Origin of the sequence: Uliginosibacterium gangwonense DSM 18521, assembly GCF_000373965.1 — a bacterium.
Classification (GTDB): Bacteria; Pseudomonadota; Gammaproteobacteria; order Burkholderiales; family Rhodocyclaceae; genus Uliginosibacterium; species Uliginosibacterium gangwonense.
Genome location: NZ_KB892866.1, coordinates 235,599 through 258,344, shown reverse-complemented (window position 1 = coordinate 258,344; position 22,746 = coordinate 235,599). Strand labels below are relative to the sequence as shown.

Annotated in this window: 22 protein-coding genes; 4 read left to right on the top strand and 18 right to left on the bottom strand. The window is 59.8% G+C overall.

From position 1 onward, the window contains the following. The 10 genes from B145_RS26560 to B145_RS0121310 all read right to left on the bottom strand — a co-directional run. Nucleotides 1–662 (bottom strand): hypothetical protein (locus tag B145_RS26560; protein WP_018610073.1); only part of this gene is annotated, 662 nt, incomplete at its 3' end. Between the two features lie 375 nt (nt 663–1,037). After that, nucleotides 1,038–1,475 carry a protein YgfX gene (locus B145_RS0121350; protein WP_157288565.1) on the bottom strand — a complete coding sequence of 146 codons (438 nt, stop codon included), beginning with the start codon at nt 1,473–1,475 and terminating at the stop codon, nt 1,038–1,040. 9 nt (nt 1,476–1,484) lie between these two features. Beyond that, entirely contained in the window at nt 1,485–2,726 is a 1,242-nt protein-coding gene (fabF, locus tag B145_RS0121345; RefSeq protein ID WP_026259366.1) for a beta-ketoacyl-ACP synthase II, read from the bottom strand. A gap of 127 nt (nt 2,727–2,853) precedes the next feature. Continuing rightward, a complete protein-coding gene (gene acpP / locus B145_RS0121340) occupies nt 2,854–3,093 on the bottom strand; it encodes an acyl carrier protein (protein ID WP_018610069.1) in 240 nt (79 codons plus the stop codon). Between the two features lie 107 nt (nt 3,094–3,200). Beyond that, the gene (gene fabG / locus B145_RS0121335; RefSeq protein WP_018610068.1) at nt 3,201–3,941 is read right to left on the bottom strand and encodes a 3-oxoacyl-ACP reductase FabG; all 741 of its coding nucleotides are present in this window, start codon (nt 3,939–3,941) and stop codon (nt 3,201–3,203) included. Nucleotides 3,942–3,963: 22 nt separating this feature from the next. After that, nucleotides 3,964–4,905 carry an ACP S-malonyltransferase gene (gene fabD, locus B145_RS0121330; protein WP_018610067.1) on the bottom strand — a complete coding sequence of 314 codons (942 nt, stop codon included), beginning with the start codon at nt 4,903–4,905 and terminating at the stop codon, nt 3,964–3,966. Nucleotides 4,906–4,937: 32 nt separating this feature from the next. Next, complete coding sequence (locus tag B145_RS0121325; RefSeq protein WP_018610066.1) at nt 4,938–5,903, bottom strand: beta-ketoacyl-ACP synthase III; 966 nt, start codon at nt 5,901–5,903, stop codon at nt 4,938–4,940. After that, the gene (gene plsX, locus B145_RS0121320) at nt 5,900–6,943 is read right to left on the bottom strand and encodes a phosphate acyltransferase PlsX (protein ID WP_018610065.1); all 1,044 of its coding nucleotides are present in this window, start codon (nt 6,941–6,943) and stop codon (nt 5,900–5,902) included. Before plsX ends, B145_RS0121325 begins: the two co-directional genes overlap by 4 nt. Before the next feature lie 253 nt (nt 6,944–7,196). Then, on the bottom strand, nt 7,197–7,376 hold the full coding sequence (gene rpmF / locus B145_RS0121315; protein ID WP_018610064.1) for a 50S ribosomal protein L32: 180 nt from the start codon (nt 7,374–7,376) through the stop codon (nt 7,197–7,199). A gap of 43 nt (nt 7,377–7,419) precedes the next feature. Then, nucleotides 7,420–7,920 (bottom strand): YceD family protein, encoded by a 501-nt coding sequence (locus B145_RS0121310; RefSeq protein WP_018610063.1) that lies wholly within the window; start codon nt 7,918–7,920, stop codon nt 7,420–7,422. Nucleotides 7,921–8,004: 84 nt separating this feature from the next. Here B145_RS0121310 and B145_RS0121305 point away from each other — a divergent pair, with 84 nt between their 5' ends. Next, nucleotides 8,005–8,592 carry a Maf family protein gene (locus B145_RS0121305; RefSeq protein ID WP_026259365.1) on the top strand — a complete coding sequence of 196 codons (588 nt, stop codon included), beginning with the start codon at nt 8,005–8,007 and terminating at the stop codon, nt 8,590–8,592. After that, nucleotides 8,589–9,299 carry an SAM-dependent methyltransferase gene (locus tag B145_RS0121300; RefSeq protein WP_018610061.1) on the top strand — a complete coding sequence of 237 codons (711 nt, stop codon included), beginning with the start codon at nt 8,589–8,591 and terminating at the stop codon, nt 9,297–9,299. Before B145_RS0121305 ends, B145_RS0121300 begins: the two co-directional genes overlap by 4 nt. A 59-nt stretch (nt 9,300–9,358) precedes the next feature. On the opposite strand, the gene B145_RS0121295 is transcribed toward B145_RS0121300, so the two are convergent. From B145_RS0121295 to B145_RS0121280, 4 genes are read right to left on the bottom strand one after another with little or no spacing between them, the layout of a single operon-like run. After that, nucleotides 9,359–10,318 carry a S49 family peptidase gene (locus B145_RS0121295; RefSeq protein ID WP_018610060.1) on the bottom strand — a complete coding sequence of 320 codons (960 nt, stop codon included), beginning with the start codon at nt 10,316–10,318 and terminating at the stop codon, nt 9,359–9,361. Beyond that, complete coding sequence (locus tag B145_RS0121290; protein WP_018610059.1) at nt 10,315–10,662, bottom strand: Rieske (2Fe-2S) protein; 348 nt, start codon at nt 10,660–10,662, stop codon at nt 10,315–10,317. The genes B145_RS0121295 and B145_RS0121290 overlap by 4 nt, the downstream gene beginning before the upstream one ends. Next, a complete protein-coding gene (locus tag B145_RS0121285; RefSeq protein WP_018610058.1) occupies nt 10,641–11,297 on the bottom strand; it encodes an HAD-IA family hydrolase in 657 nt (218 codons plus the stop codon). Before B145_RS0121285 ends, B145_RS0121290 begins: the two co-directional genes overlap by 22 nt. After that, nucleotides 11,290–12,276, bottom strand: coding sequence for an RluA family pseudouridine synthase (locus B145_RS0121280; protein ID WP_018610055.1), 987 nt, complete (start codon nt 12,274–12,276; stop codon nt 11,290–11,292). Before B145_RS0121280 ends, B145_RS0121285 begins: the two co-directional genes overlap by 8 nt. A gap of 541 nt (nt 12,277–12,817) precedes the next feature. Here B145_RS0121280 and B145_RS0121275 point away from each other — a divergent pair. Beyond that, on the top strand, nt 12,818–15,733 hold the full coding sequence (locus B145_RS0121275; RefSeq protein WP_018610054.1) for an Rne/Rng family ribonuclease: 2,916 nt from the start codon (nt 12,818–12,820) through the stop codon (nt 15,731–15,733). A gap of 176 nt (nt 15,734–15,909) precedes the next feature. Here the strand turns inward: B145_RS0121275 and B145_RS0121270 are convergent, their stop codons facing one another. The 4 genes from B145_RS0121270 to ptsP all read right to left on the bottom strand — a co-directional run bounded on the left by B145_RS0121270 (nt 15,910) and on the right by ptsP (nt 21,408). Then, nucleotides 15,910–16,113: a cold-shock protein gene (locus B145_RS0121270; RefSeq protein WP_018610051.1), complete on the bottom strand. Its 204-nt coding sequence runs from the start codon at nt 16,111–16,113 to the stop codon at nt 15,910–15,912. A 354-nt stretch (nt 16,114–16,467) separates the two neighbouring features. Further along, the gene (locus B145_RS0121265; RefSeq protein ID WP_018610050.1) at nt 16,468–17,877 is read right to left on the bottom strand and encodes a PTS fructose transporter subunit IIC; all 1,410 of its coding nucleotides are present in this window, start codon (nt 17,875–17,877) and stop codon (nt 16,468–16,470) included. A gap of 52 nt (nt 17,878–17,929) precedes the next feature. Then, entirely contained in the window at nt 17,930–18,934 is a 1,005-nt protein-coding gene (gene pfkB, locus B145_RS0121260; RefSeq protein ID WP_018610048.1) for a 1-phosphofructokinase, read from the bottom strand. Then, complete coding sequence (gene ptsP, locus B145_RS0121255; RefSeq protein WP_018610046.1) at nt 18,931–21,408, bottom strand: phosphoenolpyruvate--protein phosphotransferase; 2,478 nt, start codon at nt 21,406–21,408, stop codon at nt 18,931–18,933. The genes pfkB and ptsP overlap by 4 nt, the downstream gene beginning before the upstream one ends. A gap of 264 nt (nt 21,409–21,672) precedes the next feature. Between ptsP and B145_RS0121250 the strand changes: the two genes are divergently transcribed. Beyond that, complete coding sequence (locus B145_RS0121250) at nt 21,673–22,683, top strand: LacI family DNA-binding transcriptional regulator (protein WP_018610044.1); 1,011 nt, start codon at nt 21,673–21,675, stop codon at nt 22,681–22,683. The last annotated feature ends 63 nt before the right edge of the window (nt 22,684–22,746 follow it).

Below are 22,746 nucleotides of genomic sequence, written 5' to 3'. Positions count from 1 at the left end.
TCCGGCCCCGTCTTGTCGCCAAAGCCATCACGCCCCTTGGAGCCGGTGTAGGTAGCAAAACCGTTAAATTGCAGCGGCACCGGACCCAAATCAAAATTGGTGCCCCAGGCGGCGGCAATGCGATAGGTAGAGGAGAAATCAACAGACGTGCCGACTATGCCGTTGTGATTTTTTTCCTTGTAGTAGAGCACGCTCAAATCGGCCCAACCCAAAGAACCGCCAAACTTGACCGTCGGGCCGATCATAAATTTGCGCACGCGGGCAGCAAAAGCATCATCCTTGGAGCTGAAATCGAAACCGGTGCTCAGTGCGAAATCGCTGATCGGGCCCATGGCATATTTCTGCCCGGTGATCTTGCTCAGGTGCAACTGGTTGCTGTAGACCACGTACACTTCCTGGGCACCACCTCCACCATTGGAAGCAGGATCTTTGCTATCGGAGCGCAGCAGGTCAACGTTGAAGAAGTTGCTGCCGTATTTGAAGCCACTCACGTGCGTCAGCGCCACGATATCCTTGCTGATATCGCTGGGATTGGCAGGCTCGCGGAAATGCGCACCATAACGATAGCTGATCGAGGTATCGCTCCAATCAGCAGCTTGAACGCTCATGGAACACAGGGCCGTGGCCAGTGCCACAAACAAGGGGGTTTTATGGATTGTCATGGTATCTCCTGAACCGGAATTTCGAAATGCTTCATTCGCAGGCTGGATCATACCGATGCTTCAGCAACAAAAAGCGCTGCGTTTTCCGACAGATACCATGTGAATAAATTCCAAATCAATACAGCAAAAAACTTATGCACCAAAACTGCTCTTGGCAAGAAACAGCAAACACCCCTATCGCCTTGTTGGAAAACCATTTTTCCACACTATCACCATGGTAATAGGCCTCATGCACCCAGGCATGCTCAAAGCTGGGGCACAAAAACATGCCAGTGAAATAATTAAAACAAACTGCAAAATGTTGCAAAAACACTACACAGCCATTACAGCTGCACACACTCTATTAACAAATCTCTGTACAAAGCATTGGGTTTTTCACGCTTTTGGCCGACGCCAGCGCAGCCATGTGCGCAGATGCCGCCATTCAGAGGCCGACATGCCATCGCGCATCAGACAAATCCGTCCTTGGCGAACGTGCGGGACTTCTGGCGCGCTGCGCCAGGCAAACACCTGAATCCACCCCACAATGCAGGATTCCATGGTAATGACAATGGGAAGCTTTTGATCATCACCACGCCACAGGAACGCTTCACCAGAGGCCAGCAATGACAGGCGACAACGCGCCTCCTGTTTGAGGCGAACAAGATTCCAGAGTAAAGAGATACCGGTCAGGCACGGGAGCACAACACGCACCCAGCTTGGCACGCCGCTCCCGAGCAGGCACAGAGCAGGAAGAAGATGCAGAAACAACAAACCCAGCCGCGAAGGGCTGGGTTTGAGAGACAAGTCCAAGGGCATATCTGCCCGGCTCATGATGAGCGCTTAGACTTTACGGAACACCAAAGTGCTGTTGGTCCCACCAAAACCGAAGGAATTGGAGATCGCAGCGTTGATGGTCATCGGGCGAGCCACATTCGGCACGTAATCCAGATCACAAGCCGGATCAGGATCAATCAGATTGATCGTTGGCGGAGCGATCTGACTCTGGATGGCCATGATGGTAAACACAGCCTCAATCCCAGCGGCCGCACCCAACAGGTGGCCCGTCATTGACTTGGTGGAGCTGATGGCAAGCTTGTGTGCCTTGTCTTCACCAAAGCAACGCTTCACGGCCCGGGTTTCGGCGATATCACCCAAACCGGTGGAGGTGCCGTGCGCATTGACGTAATCAACTTCTTCCAGCGTGGTACGCCCGTTACGCAGGGCATTGGTCATGCTACGGGCAGCACCCTCGCCACCTTCGGCGGGGGCGGTGACGTGATAGGCATCCGAACTCATACCGTAACCAGCAACCTCGGCGTAAATCTTGGCGCCGCGAGCCTTGGCGTGTTCGTATTCTTCCAGCACCAGGATACCGGCACCTTCGCCCAGCACGAAACCGTCACGCCCGGAATCCCAGGGGCGGCTGGCGCCTGCGGGATCATCATTGCGTGTGGACAGCGCCTTGGCCGAGCAGAAACCACCCATGCCAAGCAGGGACACTGTGGACTCGGCACCGCCAGCCACCATGATGTCAGCATCCCCGTATTCAATCAGACGCTGTGCTTCACCAATGGCATGGTTGCCGGTGGCACACGCGCTGACTGTTGCGAAATTCGGCCCCTGGAATCCGTAGTTGATCGACAACAGACCAGAGATCATGTTGATGATCGACCCCGGTACAAAGAAGGGGGAAATCTTGCGGGCACCGCCTGCGGCGATCGCGTCCTTGGTCTCTTCGATCATCGGCAGACCGCCGATGCCCGAACCGATACAGACACCGATACGCTCGGCATTGGCAGGCCTGGGCTCGATACCGGCATCCTTGATGGCGTCAATGGCAGCAGCCAAACCATAGTGGATGAAGGTATCGAAGCGGCGAGCCTCCTTGGGGGACAAGTAGGCTGCCACGTCGAAGCCTTTCACTTCCCCCGCGATCTGCGTGGGCAGTGAGCTGGCATCAAAGCGGGTAACACGCGTGATGCCTGAGCGACCGTTGACAATGTTGTCCCAAGCGGTAGCGACAGTATTACCGACCGGCGAGATGATACCCAGCCCGGTCACAACAACTCGGCGACGCGTCAAAGGTCACTCCTTGTAGCTAATTAACGAACTGTGAACCTGCCCAATCATCTGCCACGGACCGCGAGCGGACGCGCAAACGCATCCACACACATCCAAACGGGCCAGACTGCGGAACAGGTTCTGAGAATCAGGCCTTCAGGTGAGCGCTGACGTAGTCAATCGCCTGCTGAACGGTTGTGATCTTCTCGGCTTCTTCATCCGGAATCTCACACTCGAACTCTTCTTCCAGCGCCATGACCAGCTCGACGGTGTCGAGAGAGTCAGCGCCCAGATCGTCAACAAATGAGGACTCGTTCTTGATGTCGGCCTCGTTCACGCCCAATTGCTCAGCGACGATCTTGCGGACGCGCTGTACGATGTTCTCCATGGAATCGCTCCTTCTATTAAAGCGTAATGGGTCAAAAACCCGCTTAGTTTAGCAAAAAATCCGGCATAACTTCAGTTATTGGCAGCGTTTGACTGCGAATAACCGAATCAAGCCATATACATCCCGCCATTGACGTGGATGGTGGAACCCGTAATGTAACTGGCCGCAGGCGAGGCAAGGAAGCCCACCGTGGCCGCAATTTCTTCCGGTCTGCCCAGGCGACCAAGCGCAATCTGGGATTGCAGCATGTCGCGCTGCGCGTCCGGCAAATCCTTGGTCATGTCGGTGTCGATGAAACCCGGCGCCACACAATTGACCGTGATGTTGCGACTGCCCAGCTCGCGGGCCAGCGCACGGGTCATCCCCGCTACACCGGCCTTGGCGGCTGCGTAGTTGGCCTGCCCGATGTTGCCCGAGCTGCCCACCACCGAGGTGATGTTGATGATGCGCCCGGTACGGGCCTTCATCATGCCGCGCATGACGAGCTTGGACATGCGGAACACGGCCTTGAGGTTCGTGTCGAGCACGGTATCCCATTCCTCGTCTTTCATGCGCAAGGCAATGTTGTCCCGCGTGACCCCGGCATTGTTGACCAGTATAGCCACTGTTCCGAAATTGCTTTCGATCTGGGCCAAAGCTGCGTCACAGGCAGAGACATCCGTCACGTTCAAACACAGGCCCTGGCCAGCGATCCCGGCTTCCTGCAGGTAGGCGCCAATCTGGGCAGCCCCTTGTTCGGAGGTGGCAGAACCGATCACGGTCGCCCCCATGCGCCCCAGTTCCAGTGCAATAGCCTTGCCAATGCCACGAGATGCGCCGGTGACCAGCGCGACCTGATTCTTGAGCATGTGTAAAATCCTATCCAGTCGTTTAGGCAAGTGCCAGCACACGAGTCAGCGAATCGCTGTCGACCACCGCTTCGGCAGTCACTTCGGGGGCGATGCGCTTGACGAGTCCGGCCAAAACCTTGCCGGGGCCGAATTCGATCACAGTATCGAGGGGTTGCGCAACCATCGCTTGCACAATTTCAATCCAGCGGACCGGGCTGAAAGCCTGCCGAACCAGCGCGGTGCGGATCGCTTCGGCACTGGTCTCCACCTTCACATCAACGTTGTTGAGTACCGGAATCTGCGGGGCGGCAAACGAAACGCTGGCGAGTTTTTCCGCCAGGCGGTCGGCCGCAGGTTGCATCAGCGCACAGTGGAATGGAGCACTCACGGGCAACGGCACAGCACGCTTGGCGCCTCGGGCCTTGCAGGCTTCCATGGCACGTTGCACAGCCGCAGCGTGCCCGGCAATCACGATCTGTACGGGAGAATTCAGGTTGGCAGGCGACACGATCTGGCCCTGGGCGGCTTCGGCACAGGCAGCCACTACGTCTTCCGGCGACAGATTCAGGATGGCAGCCATGCCACCTTCACCGGCGGGCACGGCTTCCTGCATGGCTTGGGCACGGAAGCGCACCAGCTTGACGGCATCGGCAAAATTCAACACCCCGGCCGCTACCAGCGCGGCATACTCACCCAGGCTGTGACCCGCCACCACGGCAGGTTTGGCGCCACCGGCAGCGAGCCAGGCACGCCACACGGCGACGCCGGCAGTCAGCATCACAGGCTGGGTGTTGACGGTGGAGGCCAGCGCCTCGGTCGGGCCTTCGGCGACCAGTTGCCACAGATCCTGCCCCAGAGCTTCGGATGCCTCCGCAAAGCACTCACGCACCACGGCGGTGTGCTCGAAGGAATTCATCATGCCAACAGACTGGGAGCCTTGGCCGGGAAATACAGCCGCAAAGGGCTTGGTTGCAGTAGTCAAGACACAATCTCCTTGCTTGGGCAAAGCCAAAATCAATAACGCAGAAGGACAGAACCCCAGGTGAAGCCACCACCCACCCCTTGCAACAACACATGCTGCCCCGGCTGAATGCGCCCATCACGCACGGCCACATTCATGGCCAAGGGAACCGAGGCTGCGGAGGTGTTGCCATGGCGATCAACAGTGACCACGACGCGCTCCATCTCCACCCCCAGACGCTTGGCCACGGCCTGGATGATGCGGCTGTTAGCCTGATGGGGAATGAACCAGTCCAGGTCTGCCGTGCTTATGGAAGCCATGGACAAGGCTTCCAGTGCAACTTCCTCAAGGGCGCGCACTGCCAGCTTGAAGACGGCCTGCCCATCCATGGTGATGAATGGCACGCCCAGCATTTTGCCGCCGCTTGGGCGGGCATCGACGCCCAGCACCCCAGCGTGGGTACTGTCGGCATGAATGGCGGTAGCCAGCACGCCGGGCTGCTCGGCAGCCGCCAGGATCATGGCCCCGGCACCATCCCCAAACAGCACACAGGTGCCGCGATCTTCCCAATTGAGGATGTTCGACAGGGTTTCCGCCCCGATCACCATGGCACGCCGATGCGAACCCGAGCGGATGAATTTGTCGGCAATGGTCAGCGCATACACAAACCCGCTGCACACGGCCTGCACGTCAAAGGCAGGAGCCCCGGCAGGCATGCCCAGGGCGCGGGCCACCAGACAGGCTGTGCTGGGAAAAACCATATCAGGCGTCGTGGTGGCCACCACCAGCAGATCGATATCCGCAGCCTGCAGACCTGCTGCCTGCAAGGCATCCTGTGCGGCACGGGTGGCAAGCTGACTGGTCGTCACGCCTGCATCGGCAAAGTGGCGAAAGCGAATCCCGGTACGGCCAGCCATCCACTCATCGGAAGTCTCGATGCCACGGGCTACCAGATCGTCATTGCTGACGGGCTTGCCTGGCACGTAACCACCGGTTCCCACCACTTTGCTGAAAATCATGCAAGCGAGTCCTGTTGAGTCAAAGAAGCCGCCTGAGCGGCGTATGCATCCATGCGCACGGTAATGCGCTTGATCAGATCATGGCGGGCAGCCTCCACTGCACGCCTGACGGCATGCGTGAAAGCATAGGTGTCTGCCGAGCCATGGCTCTTGATGACGATACCACGCAAACCCACCAGGCAGGCGCCATTGTAGCGGCGGGTGTCGACCCGGGCACGGAAACGCTTGAGGATGGGCATGGCAACCAGGGCCATCAGCCTTGACCACCAGGAATGAGTAAATTCATCCTTCAGGAAGGCAGTCACCATCCGGGCCAAACCTTCCGAAGTCTTCAGGGCGACATTGCCGACAAAGCCATCGCAGACCACCACGTCCGTGGTGCCCTTGTAGATGTCATCGCCTTCAACGTTGCCATAGAAATTCAGGTCAGACGCACGCAAGAGTTCAGCCGCCCGCTTGACGACTTCATTACCCTTGATTTCTTCTTCGCCAATGTTGAGCAGGCCCACCGAAGGCGCCTCACGGTGTTCGACAGCCTCTGCCAGCATGGCACCCATGATGCCAAATTGCAGCAGATGCTCGGCCGAGCAATCCACGTTGGCCCCCAGGTCGAGCATGTAGGTCTCGCCCTTGGTGGTGGGCAGGCTCTGCGCGATGGCAGGGCGGTCAATTCCGGGCAGGGTCTTGAGCACGAAACGCGAGATGGCCATCAGCGCGCCCGTATTGCCAGCGGAAACCACGGCCTGGGCGGCACCGTTCTTGACGGCATCAATGGCCACACGCATGGAGGAATCTTTTTTGTTACGCATCGCAATGGCGGGGGATTCATCCATCGCCACCACTTCAGAAGCGTGCTGGATCAGTACCCGCTCGCCAAATTCGGCCAGCGACTGACGCACGGCATCGTCGAAAATACTTGGCAGCCCGACAAGGATCACGTGCAGATTGGCATCCGCACGCAAACAGTCCAGCGCAGCAGGGATCGTCACGGAAGGTCCGTGGTCGCCTCCCATGCAATCAATCGCAATCGTTGTATGCATTCAGCAGGGAACCCGGATCAAGCCTTGCGGCCAGGCCTCTTGTGCTGACAAGGAAGAGCCGATGCCATCGGACTCCCTGCGCAGAACACGCCAGCAGACAAGATCAAAAGCCAATATAGGTTGCAGTGCGGCAAGTCTGAATACAGACCTGCCTGCACTTGACAGCTGAGCAGTGATTCCAGCCCACCACAGAGGCTTGCCCCATTTGCCGCATTGACTGCGCAAGACAAACCACCCCTGGCGGGAACCGGAATTACTCGCCCTTGGCCTTGGTAACCTTCTTGCCGCGGTAGAAACCAGACGGGGAGATGTGATGGCGCAGATGAGCCTCACCGGTGGTGGCTTCGACAGCCAGCGCCGGAGCGGTCAGAAAATCGTGCGCACGATGCATGCCACGCTTGGACGGCGATTTTTTGTTCTGTTGAACAGCCATTTCTTACTCCTTAAAACTCTCGATTCAATCGTTACGATTCGCGTTACCCGCCGGTTTTCAAACCTTTGAGCACAGCAAATGGCGACCGCTCGCCGCCATTTTCCTTCGCCACCGGCACACTGCACTGCTCATGCGTTGGCGCCAGCGGCAAGGCCAACAGCAATTCTTCCTCTACCGCGCCGAGCACGTCGAAATCGCGCCAAGCATGGACCGGATCAAAATCATCTTCTTCCAACTCGTCGTCAGGCAACTCTTCCGTGCGCGGCACCAGCAGCAGACGCGAATCTGCACTGACCACCCAGGACAAATCTCCCAGACAACGCTGGCACTCCAGCGTCAGTTCCACCGAAGCAAGCACAGTCAGAAAAGGCTTACCTTCGATCACCGAGCCGGAAAGCTCATACGCCACCCTCTGCGGCACACCAAGATCACGTAAAGACTCCGCCAGCCTGGGCAGACTGCGGGCATCGACCTCGCCTTGCAGCGTGTCTCCACGGCGGGCGAACTCGAAAGGATCCGGAATAACTCGTAGCTGGTGCGACATAAACCGCTGATGTTATTATTTTCGACTCATTCTGTCAAAGCCTATCCGGTGAACACCCTGTTGCTCACCCGGGCATTCTATCTCATGAGCACCCAACCCCGCCTCGTTCTTGCTTCAACATCCGTTTATCGTAAACAGCTTCTGGAGCGCTTCGGCCTGCCATTTGAAACCGCCCGCCCGGATCTGGACGAATCCCCTTTGCCCGGCGAAACCCCGGTGGTCACCGCTGAACGACTGGCCCTGGAAAAAGCGCGGGCCGTGGCGCCACGCTTCCCTGGCGCACTCATAATCGGCAGCGATCAGGTTGCCCACCGTGGCAACGAACGCTTTGGCAAACCCGGCACCGTGGAGCGCGCCATTGCCCAACTGCAGGCCATGAGCGGCAAGAGCATCGTGTTCCACACGGCGGTCTGCCTCTACAACAGCGCGACCGGCCAGTACCTGCTTGAAGGCGTGCCCACCGAAGCCAAATTCCGCCCCCTGAGCGAAGCGGAAATCGTGCGTTACGTGGAACGCGAAAAACCGCTCGATTGTGCAGGCAGCGCCAAATCCGAAGGTCTGGGGATCAGCCTGCTCGACTACATGCGTGGCGACGACCCCACAGCCCTGATCGGCCTGCCGCTGATTGCCCTGGCCCGCATGCTGCGTGCCGAAGGCGTGCAAGTGCCATGAGCACCGGCCACCTCCACCTGCTGCCCGTGGGGCTTGGCCCCTCGGACATTGCCGCCTCACATCCCGCCAAGGCTTTGGCCCAGATGGATGCCTTGGACTACTTCATTGTAGAAAAGGCCAAGACAGCGCGTGCCGAACTCAAGCGCATGGGCTACAGCCACCCGATTCAGACGGCAGAAATCCATGAGCTGCCGGAAAAACTGGATCGCACCGCCATCGACGCCCTGCTCGCGCCGCTTGTTGCCGGGCGGGATGGGGGCCTGATGTCAGAAGCGGGCTGCCCTGCCGTGGCCGACCCAGGCGCTCTGGTTGTGCGCCGAGCGCATGAGCTGGGCATCAACGTGATCCCGCACGTTGGCCCCTCCTCGCTGCTGCTGGCGCTGATGGCCTCCGGGCTGAATGGGCAGAGTTTCGCCTTCCACGGCTACCTCCCCCAGAAGCCCGATGAGCGCACCCAGGCGATCCGCCAACTGGAGAAGGAATCCGCCAAGCTGCAGCGCACCCAACTCTTCATTGAAACGCCCTATCGCAACATGGCGATGCTGGAGAGCCTGCTGGCAAGCTGCGCGCCCACTACCCTGATCTGCGTAGCCCGGGCACTTACCAGCCAGAACGAGTGGGTATGCACCCGCAGCGTAGCCGCCTGGAAGAAAAACGGGCTGCCCGATCTGGATCGGCAGCCCACGGTGTTTCTGCTCCTGGCCTAAGAACCTTTTCGAAGTACCGCCCACGTGCTCCAGCACAGAGCCGTGGGCGCATTACACGGTCAATTCAAGCCGACCCGCTCCACCCCTTCCGACAGCCCCGTCGAGAGGCTGGCGCCAAAGCGCTTGGCAAAGCGTTCAGCAAAATTCTCGCGCTGGGTAAAGTCGCGGATCTCGTCGGCCTTAACCACGTCACGGGCGACCGAATCCACCGAGCCCAGGCCATCGGCCAGGCCCATCTGGATGCTGGTGGCGCCACTCCAGAACAAGCCGGAGAACATTTCCGGGGTTTCCTTCAAGCGCTTGCCGCGCCCTTGGCGCACCACGTCGATGAACTGCTGGTGGATTTCCGCCAGCATGCTCTTGGCGAACTCAACATGCTTGGGGTTTTGCGGCTGAAAGGGGTCCAGGAAGGCCTTGTTCTCACCGGCGGTGATGCTGCGGCGCTCCACGCCCAGCTTTTCCATGGTGCCGGTAAAGCCGAAGCCATCCATGCGCACACCGATGGAGCCCACGATACTGGCCTTATCCACAAAGATCTTGTCTGCTGCCACGGCAATGTAATAACCACCGGAGGCACACACGTCCTCAACCACCGCGTACACCGGCTTGCCAGGGTACTTGGCACGCAGACGACGGATTTCATCGTTGATCAGCCCGGCTTGAACGGGACTGCCGCCGGGGCTGTTGATACGCAACACGATCGCCTTGGCGCCCTTAGCCTCAAAGGCAGAACGCAACGCAGGGATAACGTCCTCTGCCTTGATTTCCTGGCTTGGGCCGATGGTGCCAATCAATTGCACCACCGCAGTATATTGACCTGCGGCCCCGCCTGGGCCATCGACCTTGCCATCGCGGTGGCTGGAACTCCACATCAGGGCAATCACGATGCCTGCGTAGAGGAAACCGAGGGCACGGAAGAAAATGCTCCAGCGACGACGGCGACGGTTTTCCTGCAAACCTTGAAAAGCGATCTCTTCGAGAACCTTGCGTTCCCAGCCCTGCTCGTTGTTGTCTGTCATGTCTCAATCAGATAGATGGCACCGTCGCGTTCGACAGCGGTCAATGGATAAAGTGCCTTGCCCGTGCAAGGACCACTCACGCACAGCCCTGTATCCGGCTCATACAATGCGCCATGCATGGCGCAGACCAAGTATAAGCCGGAATCGTCCAAAAACTTGCCTGGGTTCCAGTCCAGTTCCAGCGACACATGGCGGCATTCATTCCGCCACGCATACACACGGCCATGCCAGCGCAAAGCGAACGCGGGCTGCAGGCCTTGCGGCCCCACGCACTCGAAACGCACGGCATCCCCACCGTCGCGCAAGTCAGCGGCGGCGCAGATCAGCCGTTCTGGTGCAGCCATTCACGCAGATCCGTCATGGAATGGAGAATCGCCAGCGGCGCTTCCTGTTGCAACTCTTCCACCGAGTGGGCTCCGTAACTCATCGCCAGCGCAGGCACCCCGGCATTGCGGGCCATGAGCAAGTCATGAGTGGTGTCCCCGATCATCACGGTACGCTCCGGGCTCACCTGGAATTCCTCCATGAGTTCCAGCAACATGGCCGGGTGCGGCTTGGAAAAACTTTCATCAGCACAGCGCGTGGCGTGGAACACCGCATCCAGGCCGGAACTTGCCAGCACCCGATCCAGCCCACGCCGCGCCTTGCCAGTGGCGACGGCCAACAGATAATCCTGCGCACGCAATGCATCGAGCAACTCACGGGTACCTTCAAACAGCGTCAACTCCTGGTCGCGGGCCAGAAAGTGGTAGCGATAGCGCTCGGCCATGCGTTGCTGCTCGACCTCAGGCAGATGTGGCGCAATCGTGCTCATCGCCCCGGCCAGACTCAGGCCGATGACGTAGGCGGCACGCTCACGGTCCGGCACGTCCACACCCACGTCACGACAAGCCGCCTGGATGGCCGCGACAATCAGCGCGGTGGAATCCATCAGGGTGCCATCCCAGTCAAATACGATCAGATCAAATTGCCTAGCCATAATCCCTCTTCTGTGAGGCATCGACCGACGCCACAAAATTTTGCAACTGCGCGGGCAGAGGTGCCGTCAATTCCATCAACTCACCACTGAGCGGATGCTGAAAACGCAGAATCGCCGCATGCAGGAACATCCGCGCCAAGCCTTCCTTTTCAAGTGCCTTATTGAGCGGGAAGTCGCCGTACTTGTCGTCGCCCAGCAGAGGGAAGCCTTGCGATTGGAGGTGCACGCGAATCTGGTGGGTCCGCCCGGTTTTCAGCTCCACCTCCAACAGGCTGTAGCGCTCCCAGCGCTGAACCAGACGCACAATGCTGTGTGAAGGCTTGCCCTCACGGTCGACCATCACACGGCGCTCCCCCTCGGGGGTCAGGTATTTATGCAGGGCGGCCTTGATGTGCTGGAGCGGGTTCATCCAGCGCCCTGCCACCATGGTGAGGTAACGCTTTTCCAGCTTGCCCGCACGCATGTCGTCCTGGATTTTGTTGAGCGCGACACGCCGCTTGCCAATGATCAGCAGACCCGAGGTTTCCCGGTCCAGGCGGTGGGCCAGTTCCAGAAACTTGGCCTCGGGGCGCTGGCGCCGCAACAGCTCGATCACCCCGAAGCTCACCCCGCTGCCGCCATGCACCGCCAGCCCGGCAGGTTTGTCGATCACCAGGATCGACTCATCTTCAAACACAATCTGGAACTCATGACGTGCCATGGGGGCAGGCACGCTCTGCTCTACTCGCTGGGCAACCCGAATGGGCGGGATCCGCACTTCGTCGCCCACCTGCAGGCGATAGGTCTGACCGATACGGCCACTGTTGACCCGCACCTCACCGCTACGCAGGACGCGGTAGATGTGGCTTTTGGGCACACCCTTGCATTCGCGTAACAAAAAGTTGTCGATCCGCTGCCCAGCGTCCTCTTCGCCCACTACCACGCGACGGACGGAAGGGGTCGGAGAGGATTCTGTCTGATGAGTTTTGCCCAAAGTCATTTGTTTCAAATATACTGCTCCGGTTTTCCCGGGATCTTTTCCCGCGTAAGACTCCTGACCGACGGGAGATTGAGTTCCCCCGCCTTGCTACGCACCGATCACCAGCTGCGCCTGCCACCCACCACTTGCGGCGCACCTCGGATCGCTGCACAGGCCCGGCCTTCGATGCCGAGACGCCAGCAAGTGCCGGGAAGCAATCCCTGCCGCGCCTTGGCGCATAGCCGGGTGCATTCCGTCAAGGGCTCTTTCCGCGATGCATCGATCCCCGGCAGACACACTGTACCCGAGGGCTGAAAATAGCCGTCGATGGTACCCCAAACCGTTTGATTGATCGACCCATTTGGCGCGCGAACGTATAGATACGATGAAGCGTCCCGACTGCCCGAACCGGCCAGTCGAGACGAAGAAGCGATAGACGAACCCTTTAACTCCTTGATTTGAACACAATGAAATTTTTGTTCTCGACAAGTTGAGCCAGCCACCCGGACAAAGGGTGGCGCAGGGTTCGTTCGCCCGCGATCGCGCGCGGGAGAAGAACTAAATGAAGCGCATGCTTTTTAATGCGACGCAAGCCGAGGAACTCCGCGTCGCGATTGTTGATGGTCAGAAGCTTATTGACCTCGACATCGAATCGGCAGCAAAAGAGCAACGCAAGAGCAACATCTACAAGGGCATCATTACCCGCATCGAGCCCAGTCTCGAAGCCGCCTTTGTCGATTATGGCGCCGAGCGCCATGGCTTCTTGCCGTTCAAGGAAGTCTCCCGTTCCTATTTCAAGGAAGGTGTTGACGTCTCCCGTGCCCGCATTCAGGACGCCCTGAAAGAAGGCCAGGAAGTCATCATCCAAGTTGAAAAGGACGAACGTGGCAACAAGGGTGCCGCGCTGACGACCTTTATCTCCCTGGCGGGCCGTTACCTGGTGCTCATGCCCAACAATCCGCGCGGAGGCGGCGTATCGCGTCGCGTGGAAGGGGATGAACGCGCCGAGCTGCGCGAGATCATGGACAATCTGGAAGTGCCCAACGGCATGAGCCTGATTGCCCGCACCGCCGCCATCGGCCGTAGCGCCGAAGAGCTGCAATGGGATTTGAACTACCTGCTGCAACTGTGGAGCGCCATTGATGGTGCCGCCAAGTCGCAGACGGGCGCTTTCCTGATCTATCAGGAAGGCAGTCTGGTAATCCGCGCCATCCGCGATTACTTCCAGCCGGATATCGGTGAAATCCTCATCGATACCGACGAAATCTTCGAGCAGGCCCAGCAGTTCATGGGCCACGTGATGCCGGGCAACGTCAATCGCGTCAAGCGCTACAACGACGATGTGCCGCTCTTCTCACGCTTCCAGATCGAGCACCAGATCGAATCGGCCTATTCGCGCCAGGTCAACCTGCCCTCGGGCGGTGCCGTGGTGATCGACCACACCGAAGCGCTGGTCGCCGTTGACGTCAACTCCGGTCGTGCCACCCGTGGCGCCGACATCGAAGACACGGCCCTACGTACCAACCTTGAAGCCGCCGACGAAGTGGCCCGCCAGTTGCGCCTGCGCGACTTGGGTGGCCTGATCGTGATCGACTTCATCGACATGGAAAACCCGCGCAACCAGCGCGAGGTGGAAAACCGCCTGCGCGATGCGCTACGTTACGACCGTGCCCGCGTGCAGACGGGCAAGATCAGCCGCTTTGGCCTGCTGGAACTCTCGCGCCAACGCCTGCGCCCGGCGCTGGCCGAAACCAGCTACATCCCCTGCCCGCGTTGTACCGGCACGGGGCATATCCGCTCGATTGAGTCGGCCGCGCTGCACATCCTGCGCATCCTCGAAGAAGAGGCGATGAAGGAGAACACCGGCGCGATCCACACCCAGGTGCCCGTCGACGTGGCCACCTTCCTGCTCAATGAGAAGCGGGACGATATCGCCAAGATCGAACTGCGCCACAAGGCCACCCTGCTGATCATCCCGAACCGCCACCTGGAAACGCCGCAGCACGAAATCATCCGCCTGCGTCACGACCAGCTCAACGTCGAAGACGCCAGCCTGCCCAGCTACCGCATGGCCACCATGCCTGCCGAAGCCAATTACACGCCGCCTTCGGCCCAGACCGAAGCCAAGCCGGTACGCCAGGAAGCCGCCATCAAGGGCATCACGCCCGAGCAACCGGCACCCATCGTCGAAGCCAAGCCGAGTGCTGACGCAGCGCCCAAGGGGATCTTCCAGCGCCTGTCCGCCTGGCTCTTTGGCAGCACAGAAGAGACCACGCCTACAGCCCCGGCGCCCAAGCCGCGCGACAAGCGTGATAGCCGCAAGCGCGATGGTGATCGCCGTAACAATGCCAATGCCCAGCCCCGCAAGGAAGGCGGCAAGCGCGAAGAGGCACGCGGTGAACGCCCTGAACGTGGTGAGCGCACAGAGCGTGGCGAGCGTCCCGAACGCGGCAACCGCAACGAGCAACGCCAGCAAGGTGGGGAACGCAATCGTCAGGACAAGCCCGCCGAGCAGCGTACCGATGCCGCCACGGCCAAGCCGCAGCGTGAACGTGGTGAAAAGACCGAGCGCGGCGAACGCCCGCAGCGCCCAGACCGTGCTGAACGCGAACAGCAACGCCGTGAGCGCCAACTGGCCCGCGAAGCGGCTGCCGCCCAGGCCGCTGCCGAAAAACCCGTTGAGGCAACGCTGAGCGAAGAAGCCATCCCGGCCAGCACTGCTGTTGCTGACACGGAGCAAACCACGCCGAATGCTGAAGGTCGCAGCGCTGAAGCCCGCAATAGCGAAGGCCGCAGCCGCCGCAACCGTCGCCGTGGCCGTGGTGAGCGCCGCCCGGACTACGCCGAAAACATGTCCGGTGAGGAAGGTCAGGACGCAGCAGAAGACCAAACCGTGGTAGCAGAACAGCCTGCTACGGTGGAGTTTGCCAAGGCTCCAGCCGTGGCGGAACCCGTGCAAACGGTCTATGCCGTGGAAGAAATTGCTCCGGCAACACCCGCCGAACCCGTCGTTGCAGCCGCCCCCGTGGCTGAAGCAGCGCCCGTCCAGGCTGAGGTGGCTCCGGCTGCATCTGCTCCAGTGGCAGAGCCTGTCACGGCACCTGTCGTCACGCCAGTAAGCATGGAGCAAGGTGATCTGCTTGCAACGCCGGCGGCTCCAGTCGTCGTAGCGGCAGAACCTGTTACCCCGGCACTTGCGGTCGCGGAAACGGCTCCTGAAGTCCCGGTAGCACCTGTGGAACCCGCCAAGCCCGAAGTGACTCCGGCTCCCGTTCCTGCACAGGTCGACCTGAAGGCTCTACTCGCAGCCGAGCAGGCAAGCCTGCAAATGGTCGAGACGGTCAGCGCACCAAACCGACCTGCCGCTCCCGTGCAGGAAGAGGCACCGCGCCCGGCACCGCGCAAGCGTCGCCCTCGCTCGGCAGCCGCAGAGGAACCTTTGCAGCAGGTTGAAACCGGCACAACGCCAGAAGCCTGATTCCTGCCGTCTCAAAACCAAACGCCAACTGGAAACAGTTGGCGTTTTTCATGCGTGCGCAGATACAAAAAATGGAGCAGGATGTGAATCCCTGCTCCATGACTGACCATTTTCAGCTTCAAACCAAGCGGACTTCAAATCCGCACGTGGTTTGGCCTACGAAGGACGATGCGCGCTCAAAGCGGCTTGATCGTCGAGGCTTGACGCCCCTTGGGCCCTTGCTTCACTTCAAACTCCACGCGCTGCCCCTCTTTGAGGGAACGGAAGCCTGCCCCTGAGATTTCAGAGAAGTGCGCAAACAAATCTTCGCCGCCCTGATCAGGCGTAATGAACCCAAAACCTTTGGCGTCGTTGAACCACTTGACAATACCGGTAGCCATTCTGCATATCCTCAAATCAGATCAAACTCTCTACACGCTTTGGCGTGCCACCGCAAACAGCACAACCGGAAACGCGGAAAGACTCACCTGGCAGACCGTCAATCAACGACACAACCTAAGTAGGGCCGAACACGTCACACACCTGCTTGCTGCCTTGCAAGATATGCCAAGTGTGATATCGGCGCAATACAAAGCCATACGCCTAAAAGGGCATGGGAAGCGTAAAAACCGACGAAAGTACCTGTTTTTGACCCCAAAACACATACTCCCACACGCTGCGTGCATAAAAGCATGGCCCCCAACGCAAAAACGCCAGGGAAGCCCCTGGCGTTTTTGCCTGATGATGAACAAAGATCAATTGGCAGTCTGCGCAATCGGCTTCTTCAACACGTATAGCATGGCTGCGGTAACGACTGTACCGGCCAGAATCGCCACAATGTAAGGCAACAGGTTAATCACCGCATTCGGCATCGGCAGCACAAACACCCCACCGTGCGGCACAGTCAGGCCACAACCAGCCGCCATCGAGATGGCGCCCGCCACGGCAGAACCTGCCATGGTCGAGGGAATGACGCGGAACGGGTCCTTGGCGGCAAACGGGATGGCCCCTTCGGTGATGAAGGAGATACCCAGTGCAGCCGCGGCCTTGCCCGCTTCGCGTTCATCTTCAGAGAAGCGATTGCGGAACAAGAAGGTGGCTAGTGCGATCCCCAGCGGAGGCGTCATCCCGGCGGCCATCACGGCAGCCATCGGGGTGTAGATGCTGCTGGTCAAAAGGCCTGTGGCAAATGCGTAAGCCGCCTTGTTGACCGGCCCACCCATGTCGAAGGCCATCATGCAACCCAGGATCAGACCCAGCACAATCGCACTGCTGCCCTGCATGCCTTTGAGCCAATCGGAAAGATCCTTCAAGACCACCGCCACCGGCGTACCCACCACGTAATACATCAGCAGGCCGACAATCGTGGTACCCAACAGAGGCAGAATCAGCACGGGCTTGAGCCCGTCGAGGGTGCGCGGCAACTTGATCGTGTCATTGAGCCACTTGACCAGATACCCGGCCAGGAAACCACTGACGATACCACCGAGGAAACCAGCCCCCACCGCCCCAGAGATCACGCCCCCCACCATACCCGGAGCAATCCCGGGACGGTCGGCAATTGAGTAGGCGATATAACCGGAGAGGATTGGCACCATCAGCGAGAAGGAGCCCTTGCCGATCAAGAACAGAAATTGCCCCAGCGAGTCCTTGTGGGCATCGTCATACACATAGATGCCACCCAAGGCAAAACCCAAGGCAATCAACAAACCCCCTGCCACCACAAACGGGATCATGAACGACACACCCGTCATCAGGTGTCGATAAACACCGGGTGCAGCAGCTTTTTGCTGGGCTTTGGCATCCTTGACCTGATCGGCATAGTTTGCCCCACCTGATGCAGCAGCCACCTGATAAACCTTGCCCTGCTCCAGCGCGGTTGTCACCACGGCAGCGCCATCGTTGATGGCTGCCTTGGTGTTGGTTTCATAGAGCTTCTTACCCACGAAGCGGGATTTTTCCACCGAGGTATCGGCGGCGATGATCACCACATCGGCCTGCGCGATATCAGCTGCGCTGAGTTGGTTCTGTGCGCCAACCGACCCTTGGGTCTCCACCTTAATCGTATGGCCAGCCTTGGCTGCGCCCTGCTCCAGCCCCTCCGCTGCCATGAAGGTATGCGCGATCCCCGTGGGACACGAAGTAATCGCTACGATATTTGCCATGTCTGAGTCTCCTTCTCCGTGTGATACCTGCCATGCTCTGGCAATATGTTGGCTACTGCTGCAAGCCCTGCTTGCCCAAGGGGCCGACTACAACTGTCGAGGCCAGCGCGCGGACCAAGTCCGGCTCCGGCAAATGCGGCCCCAGCCGGGAGAGCTTGGCCGCCGAAAACGCCGTGGCAAGCTGCGCGCAACCTGCCAGTGGCAAACCCTCAAGGAACGCGGCAACCACCCCAGCCACCATCGCGTCCCCCGCACCTACCGAACTGATCAGCTCCACGCGCAAAGCTTGCGCATGCAGCGTTTCAGCGCGGTTAAAGAACAATGCCCCTGCGCCGCCCATTGAGACAGCGACACATTCAACCCCCGCATATTTGGCAAACAGCTCGCGCACAGCCGCTTCGATGTCGGCAGGCGAAGCCAGTTCGCGCCCCAGCAACTCGGCTAGTTCATGCTCGTTGGGTTTCAGGATGTGCGGCTCGGCACGCAGACCTTCAGCCAGCGCTTTGCCACTGGCATCCAGCAGCACCTTGCCGCCGTGGCTGCGCACACGCCGGATGAGTTGAGCATAAGTATCCGCAGGCCAACCGGGTGGCAGGCTGCCCGACAGCACGAACCAGCGCACGGTAACCGCCAGTTCGTCGATAATCGCGCACAGATGGGCAATCTCGCTGGCAATGCGGGCGGCATTGAGTTCCGGCCCCGGCATATTGATATCGGTGGTGATGCCTTGGGTGGGATCAACCAGCTTGGTATTCACCCGCGTCATCCCATCCACATAAATGCAGCGATTGAGAATCTGCTTGTCTTCAAACAACTGCTCGAAAAGCGCAGCATTATCCCGTCCCAGCAAACCACTGATCGCCACGCCGGAGCAAAAATCAGCCAGGCAGGAAGCGACGTTCACACCCTTGCCACCGGCATCAATCTGCGCCCGCTGGGCCCGGTTGACTTCGCCAAGACGCAACTCGCGCACTTCGATAGTCTGGTCCAGCGCCGGGTTCAGGGCAAAGCATGCCACCAGGGCTGGCTGAGCGAAGGATGATTGGTTGCGGCTCATAGCGCGCGTACCTCTTCGGCACTGCGGGCGGCCAGGGCTTTCTCGGCCAGTGCCTGCAAGTCGGCCATTGAGCAGCCCCGCAGGGTATCTTTGACGGCAGCCACATCCTGCGCACTCATCGACAGGGCATTCACACCCAGCCCTGTCAGGATACGTGCGCCCAACGGGTCGCCCGCCAAGCCACCACACACCCCCACATGCACGCCCGCTGCCTTGGCAGCCTTAGCCGTATTGGCGATCAGCGCCAGCACGGCGGGGTTGAGGCTATCGGCCTGCGCAGCGAGTTGTGGGTGCTGGCGATCCATCGCCAGCACGTATTGGGTCAGGTCATTGGTGCCGATGGAGAAGAAATCCACCACGGCAGCAAAGCGATCCGCCATCACCGCCACAGCAGGCACCTCAACCATGATGCCGATCGGTACCTTGGGCGCATTCAACGAGGCACGCACCGCTTCGCACTCAGCCCGCAAAGCAGTCACTTCGGCCAGCTCGGTAATCATCGGGAACATGATTTCCAGCGGGCCATGCGCAGCAGCGCGGTATAAGGCACGCAACTGGGTACGCAGCAAATCCGGGCGGGCGAGCAACAAGCGCGCGCCGCGCACGCCCAGGAAGGGGTTTTCCTCGTGCGGCAGATCAAGATAAGGCACCTGCTTGTCGCCGCCGATATCCAGCGTGCGGATCACCAGCGGGCGGCCACCCAGGGCTTCGATGGTCGCCTTGTAAACTTCGTACTGCTCATCTTCACTGGGGCCACGGTCGCGTTCCAGATAGAGGAATTCGGTCCGCATTAGGCCCACGCCTTCGGCCCCTGCCTCCACAGCCACAGCAGCCTGCTTGGCGCTGGTGATGTTGGCGATGACTTCAACCGTGTGTCCATCGGTGGTGGTCGCACGGTTATAACGACCAGTTTCCATCTGCGCCCGCACACGGGCGAGCTTTTCGATTGCAGTGCGTGCGGAAGCGATATCTGCTTCCGAGCATTCCAGGTAGACGCATCCCGTGGTGCCATCAATCACTGCCTGCGCCCCAGCTGGAACCGCCAGCAGCACCTCGCCCGCCGCCACAATCGAAGGCAGCCCAAGCGTGCGCGCCAGGATTGCAGTGTGGGAAGTCGGCCCGCCGCTACTGATGGCCAAGCCCACCACATGGCGCATATCCAGTTGCAGGGTATCGGAAGGCGTCAGATCCTCAGCCACGACGATACTGGGCTCGCACAGGGTCAGCGCCTTGCGCTCCACCCCCAGAAGACGAGCCAGCACGCGGTCCCCTGCGTCACGCAAGTCAAGCGCCCGTGCAGCCAACAGCGGGTCAGGCAATTGACGTTGATGTTCGACGCGGGCATCCAATACCTTCTTCCAGGCCCAGGCCACACCATGACCGCGCATCACTTCACCCAGCGTCGCGCGCAGCAGGCCGGTATCGGTCACCAGTTCGCGCTGGGCAGCAAAAATCGCGGCCTCACCTGCACCCAGGCGACGCTTGGCATCTTCCTCCAGAGTGCTCAATTCTGTGCTGACAGCCCCCAACGCGGCTTCCAGCGCGGCGCCGTCGGCCATCACATCCCCTGGGGTATCTTCTGCCACCAGCACCTGCGATTCATGATGAACAATGCGCCCCACCGCCAGGCCGGGGCTTGCTCCGATCCCACGCAGGCAGCGGGCAGCAGGCCCAGCCTGCCAGACCGGCGCCTGGGCACGTGCCATGGCGGCGGCAATCTTGGCACGCTCGGCATCGGCCTTTTCTTCAGCACTCAGCGTAGTAACAACCGCAAACAATTCATCCACAGCGGCCTTAGCCCCAGCGCCCGCAGCGCAGAAGCGCAGGGTATCGCCTGCCACCACACCCAGCCCCAACAAAGTGGTCAGAGCCTTGGCATCAGCGCTCTCCTCACCCTTAAAAACTTTCAACTCACAGGCATGGCGCTTGGCGACCTCCACCCAGCGCGTAGCCGGGCGCGCATGCAGGCCATTGGGATAATCCACCACCCAGCTCAACTCGGCGTCAGCCCTCCAGTTGGATGCAGCCACCGGCTTGGGCGCAGCAGGGGTGCCGGTCAGCGCGGCGACGATCTCGTCAGCATCCTGCGTGCGCACCAGCGCATCAATGGCCCCCTCCTGCTGCATCAGGCGCGTCAGGCGGCGCAACAGGGCGATATGTTCGTCAGACTGGGCGGCAATGGCCACAATCAGGTGGGCACGATTGCCATCCTTCCAATCCACCCCTTGCGGGACCTGCACCACAGCCACACCGGTGGCCTTGATGTGATGGCGATCTTCGATCATGCCGTGCGGAATCGCCACCCCAGCGCCCAGCAGGGTATTGGCCACCGCTTCACGCTTGAGCAGGCTTTCCACATAGGGTTCGCCGATATAACCCGCTGCCACCAGCAGCTTGCCAGCCAAGCGGATCGCCTCTTCCTTGGTACGCGCCTGGGAGTTGAGGCAGACACAGGACTTCGTAATCGTTTCCATTAGCAAATCTCGCTACATAGGGTGAGTTTGGTTTGTTGTATTTGTAATCGATTACTCTGTATGTGTCAATGAAAGAATTTAATATCGATCTCTCCCCGCTTAGAAACAAGCACAACAACCATTTATATTCATGTACTTAACAAACACACCTAGAAGGGTACCCCCTTAAAGCCTCAAGCCTTGTTGATATAAAACATCCATTTACCTTGGTTTTCAGGCAAAATTGATGTAACAAGAAGGTAATCGATTACAAGGAGTTCACAGATGGCAAGAATCCAGGACGTAGCAAAACACGCGGGGGTGTCCGTCGCATCGGTTTCGCGCGTACTGGCAGGGCTGCCTGGCGTCAGCGAACCCACCCGCGCACGAGTGATGGCCTCTGTCGAAGCCCTGGGCTACCGCCCGGATCTGGCCGCCCGGCGCTTACGCTCGCGCCGCACGGATACGCTGGGGCTGATCGTCTCCGACATCCGCAACCCCTTCTTCATGGAAGTCAGCCGCGCCGTAGAAGACATGGCATACGCCAACCGCCTGCGCGTGATGCTCTGCAACGCAGACGAAGACCCTGAAAAGGAATCCTTCTATCTACAGATGATGCGCGACGAGAACGTTGCTGGCGTCATTCTCTCCCCCACCCTGGCGCGGTTGAACAACTACAGGCCAACGGAATACCCCTTCCCGGTGGTACTCGTCGACCGTTGCAACAGCATGGTGGAAGCCGATGCCGTGGTGCTGGACAATATGGACGCATCCTTGCGCCTGACCCGTCATCTGGTCGACAACGGCCATCGCAAGATTGCCTTCTTCTATGGTGCAAGCAGCGCCACCGGGCAGCAGCGTTATGACGGATACTTATCCGCACTGGCAGGCGCCGGTCTTAGCCCCATCGCCCAAGCCCTCAAACCCACCGTGGAAGAAGCACGCATTGCCGCACGTAATTTTCTGGAACGCCAGCGCCCACTTCCCGATGTCATCGTTGCCAGCAGCGGGCTGATCCTGCTCGGGCTCGTCGAGGCGCTACGCGACACAGGCCTGAAATATCCTGATGACATCGCACTGGCGGGGTTCGACGACATGCCCTGGACGCGGCTGCTCACCCCTGCCATCACCGTCATCGCCCAGCCCACCTATGAAATGGGCCGCTCTGCTATCGAACTCCTGCTCGCCCGCATTGCCCAACCCGAGCAGGTCGTGCGCCGCATTATGTTACGCGGCGAGCTGATCGTGCGCGAATCCAGCCAAGCCCGCCGGGCGCCGCCGAGCGCTCAGCAATAGCACATAAGCGTATTTGTAGCTCACTCTGGCTGGCCGCTTGGCACCAGGCTCATGCGCGCTTGC

What these genes read in the sequence shown, in the direction of transcription:
- B145_RS0121270 (WP_018610051.1), bottom strand. Translation starts at nt 16,113, where the DNA reads ATGGCTACCGGTATTGTCAAGTGGTTCAACGACGCCAAAGGTTTTGGG.
- B145_RS0121250 (WP_018610044.1), top strand. Translation starts at nt 21,673, where the DNA reads ATGGCAAGAATCCAGGACGTAGCAAAACACGCGGGGGTGTCCGTCGCA.
- ptsP (WP_018610046.1), bottom strand. Translation starts at nt 21,408, where the DNA reads ATGGAAACGATTACGAAGTCCTGTGTCTGCCTCAACTCCCAGGCGCGT.
- B145_RS0121300 (WP_018610061.1), top strand. Translation starts at nt 8,589, where the DNA reads ATGAGCACCGGCCACCTCCACCTGCTGCCCGTGGGGCTTGGCCCCTCG.
- B145_RS0121275 (WP_018610054.1), top strand. Translation starts at nt 12,818, where the DNA reads ATGAAGCGCATGCTTTTTAATGCGACGCAAGCCGAGGAACTCCGCGTC.
- B145_RS0121305 (WP_026259365.1), top strand. Translation starts at nt 8,005, where the DNA reads ATGAGCACCCAACCCCGCCTCGTTCTTGCTTCAACATCCGTTTATCGT.
- B145_RS0121325 (WP_018610066.1), bottom strand. Translation starts at nt 5,903, where the DNA reads ATGATTTTCAGCAAAGTGGTGGGAACCGGTGGTTACGTGCCAGGCAAG.
- B145_RS0121290 (WP_018610059.1), bottom strand. Translation starts at nt 10,662, where the DNA reads ATGGCTGCACCAGAACGGCTGATCTGCGCCGCCGCTGACTTGCGCGAC.
- plsX (WP_018610065.1), bottom strand. Translation starts at nt 6,943, where the DNA reads ATGCATACAACGATTGCGATTGATTGCATGGGAGGCGACCACGGACCT.
- B145_RS0121280 (WP_018610055.1), bottom strand. Translation starts at nt 12,276, where the DNA reads ATGACTTTGGGCAAAACTCATCAGACAGAATCCTCTCCGACCCCTTCC.
- B145_RS0121265 (WP_018610050.1), bottom strand. Translation starts at nt 17,877, where the DNA reads ATGGCAAATATCGTAGCGATTACTTCGTGTCCCACGGGGATCGCGCAT.
- B145_RS0121295 (WP_018610060.1), bottom strand. Translation starts at nt 10,318, where the DNA reads ATGACAGACAACAACGAGCAGGGCTGGGAACGCAAGGTTCTCGAAGAG.
- B145_RS0121350 (WP_157288565.1), bottom strand. Translation starts at nt 1,475, where the DNA reads ATGAGCCGGGCAGATATGCCCTTGGACTTGTCTCTCAAACCCAGCCCT.
- B145_RS0121310 (WP_018610063.1), bottom strand. Translation starts at nt 7,920, where the DNA reads ATGTCGCACCAGCTACGAGTTATTCCGGATCCTTTCGAGTTCGCCCGC.
- rpmF (WP_018610064.1), bottom strand. Translation starts at nt 7,376, where the DNA reads ATGGCTGTTCAACAGAACAAAAAATCGCCGTCCAAGCGTGGCATGCAT.
- pfkB (WP_018610048.1), bottom strand. Translation starts at nt 18,934, where the DNA reads ATGAGCCGCAACCAATCATCCTTCGCTCAGCCAGCCCTGGTGGCATGC.
- acpP (WP_018610069.1), bottom strand. Translation starts at nt 3,093, where the DNA reads ATGGAGAACATCGTACAGCGCGTCCGCAAGATCGTCGCTGAGCAATTG.
- B145_RS0121285 (WP_018610058.1), bottom strand. Translation starts at nt 11,297, where the DNA reads ATGGCTAGGCAATTTGATCTGATCGTATTTGACTGGGATGGCACCCTG.
- fabG (WP_018610068.1), bottom strand. Translation starts at nt 3,941, where the DNA reads ATGCTCAAGAATCAGGTCGCGCTGGTCACCGGCGCATCTCGTGGCATT.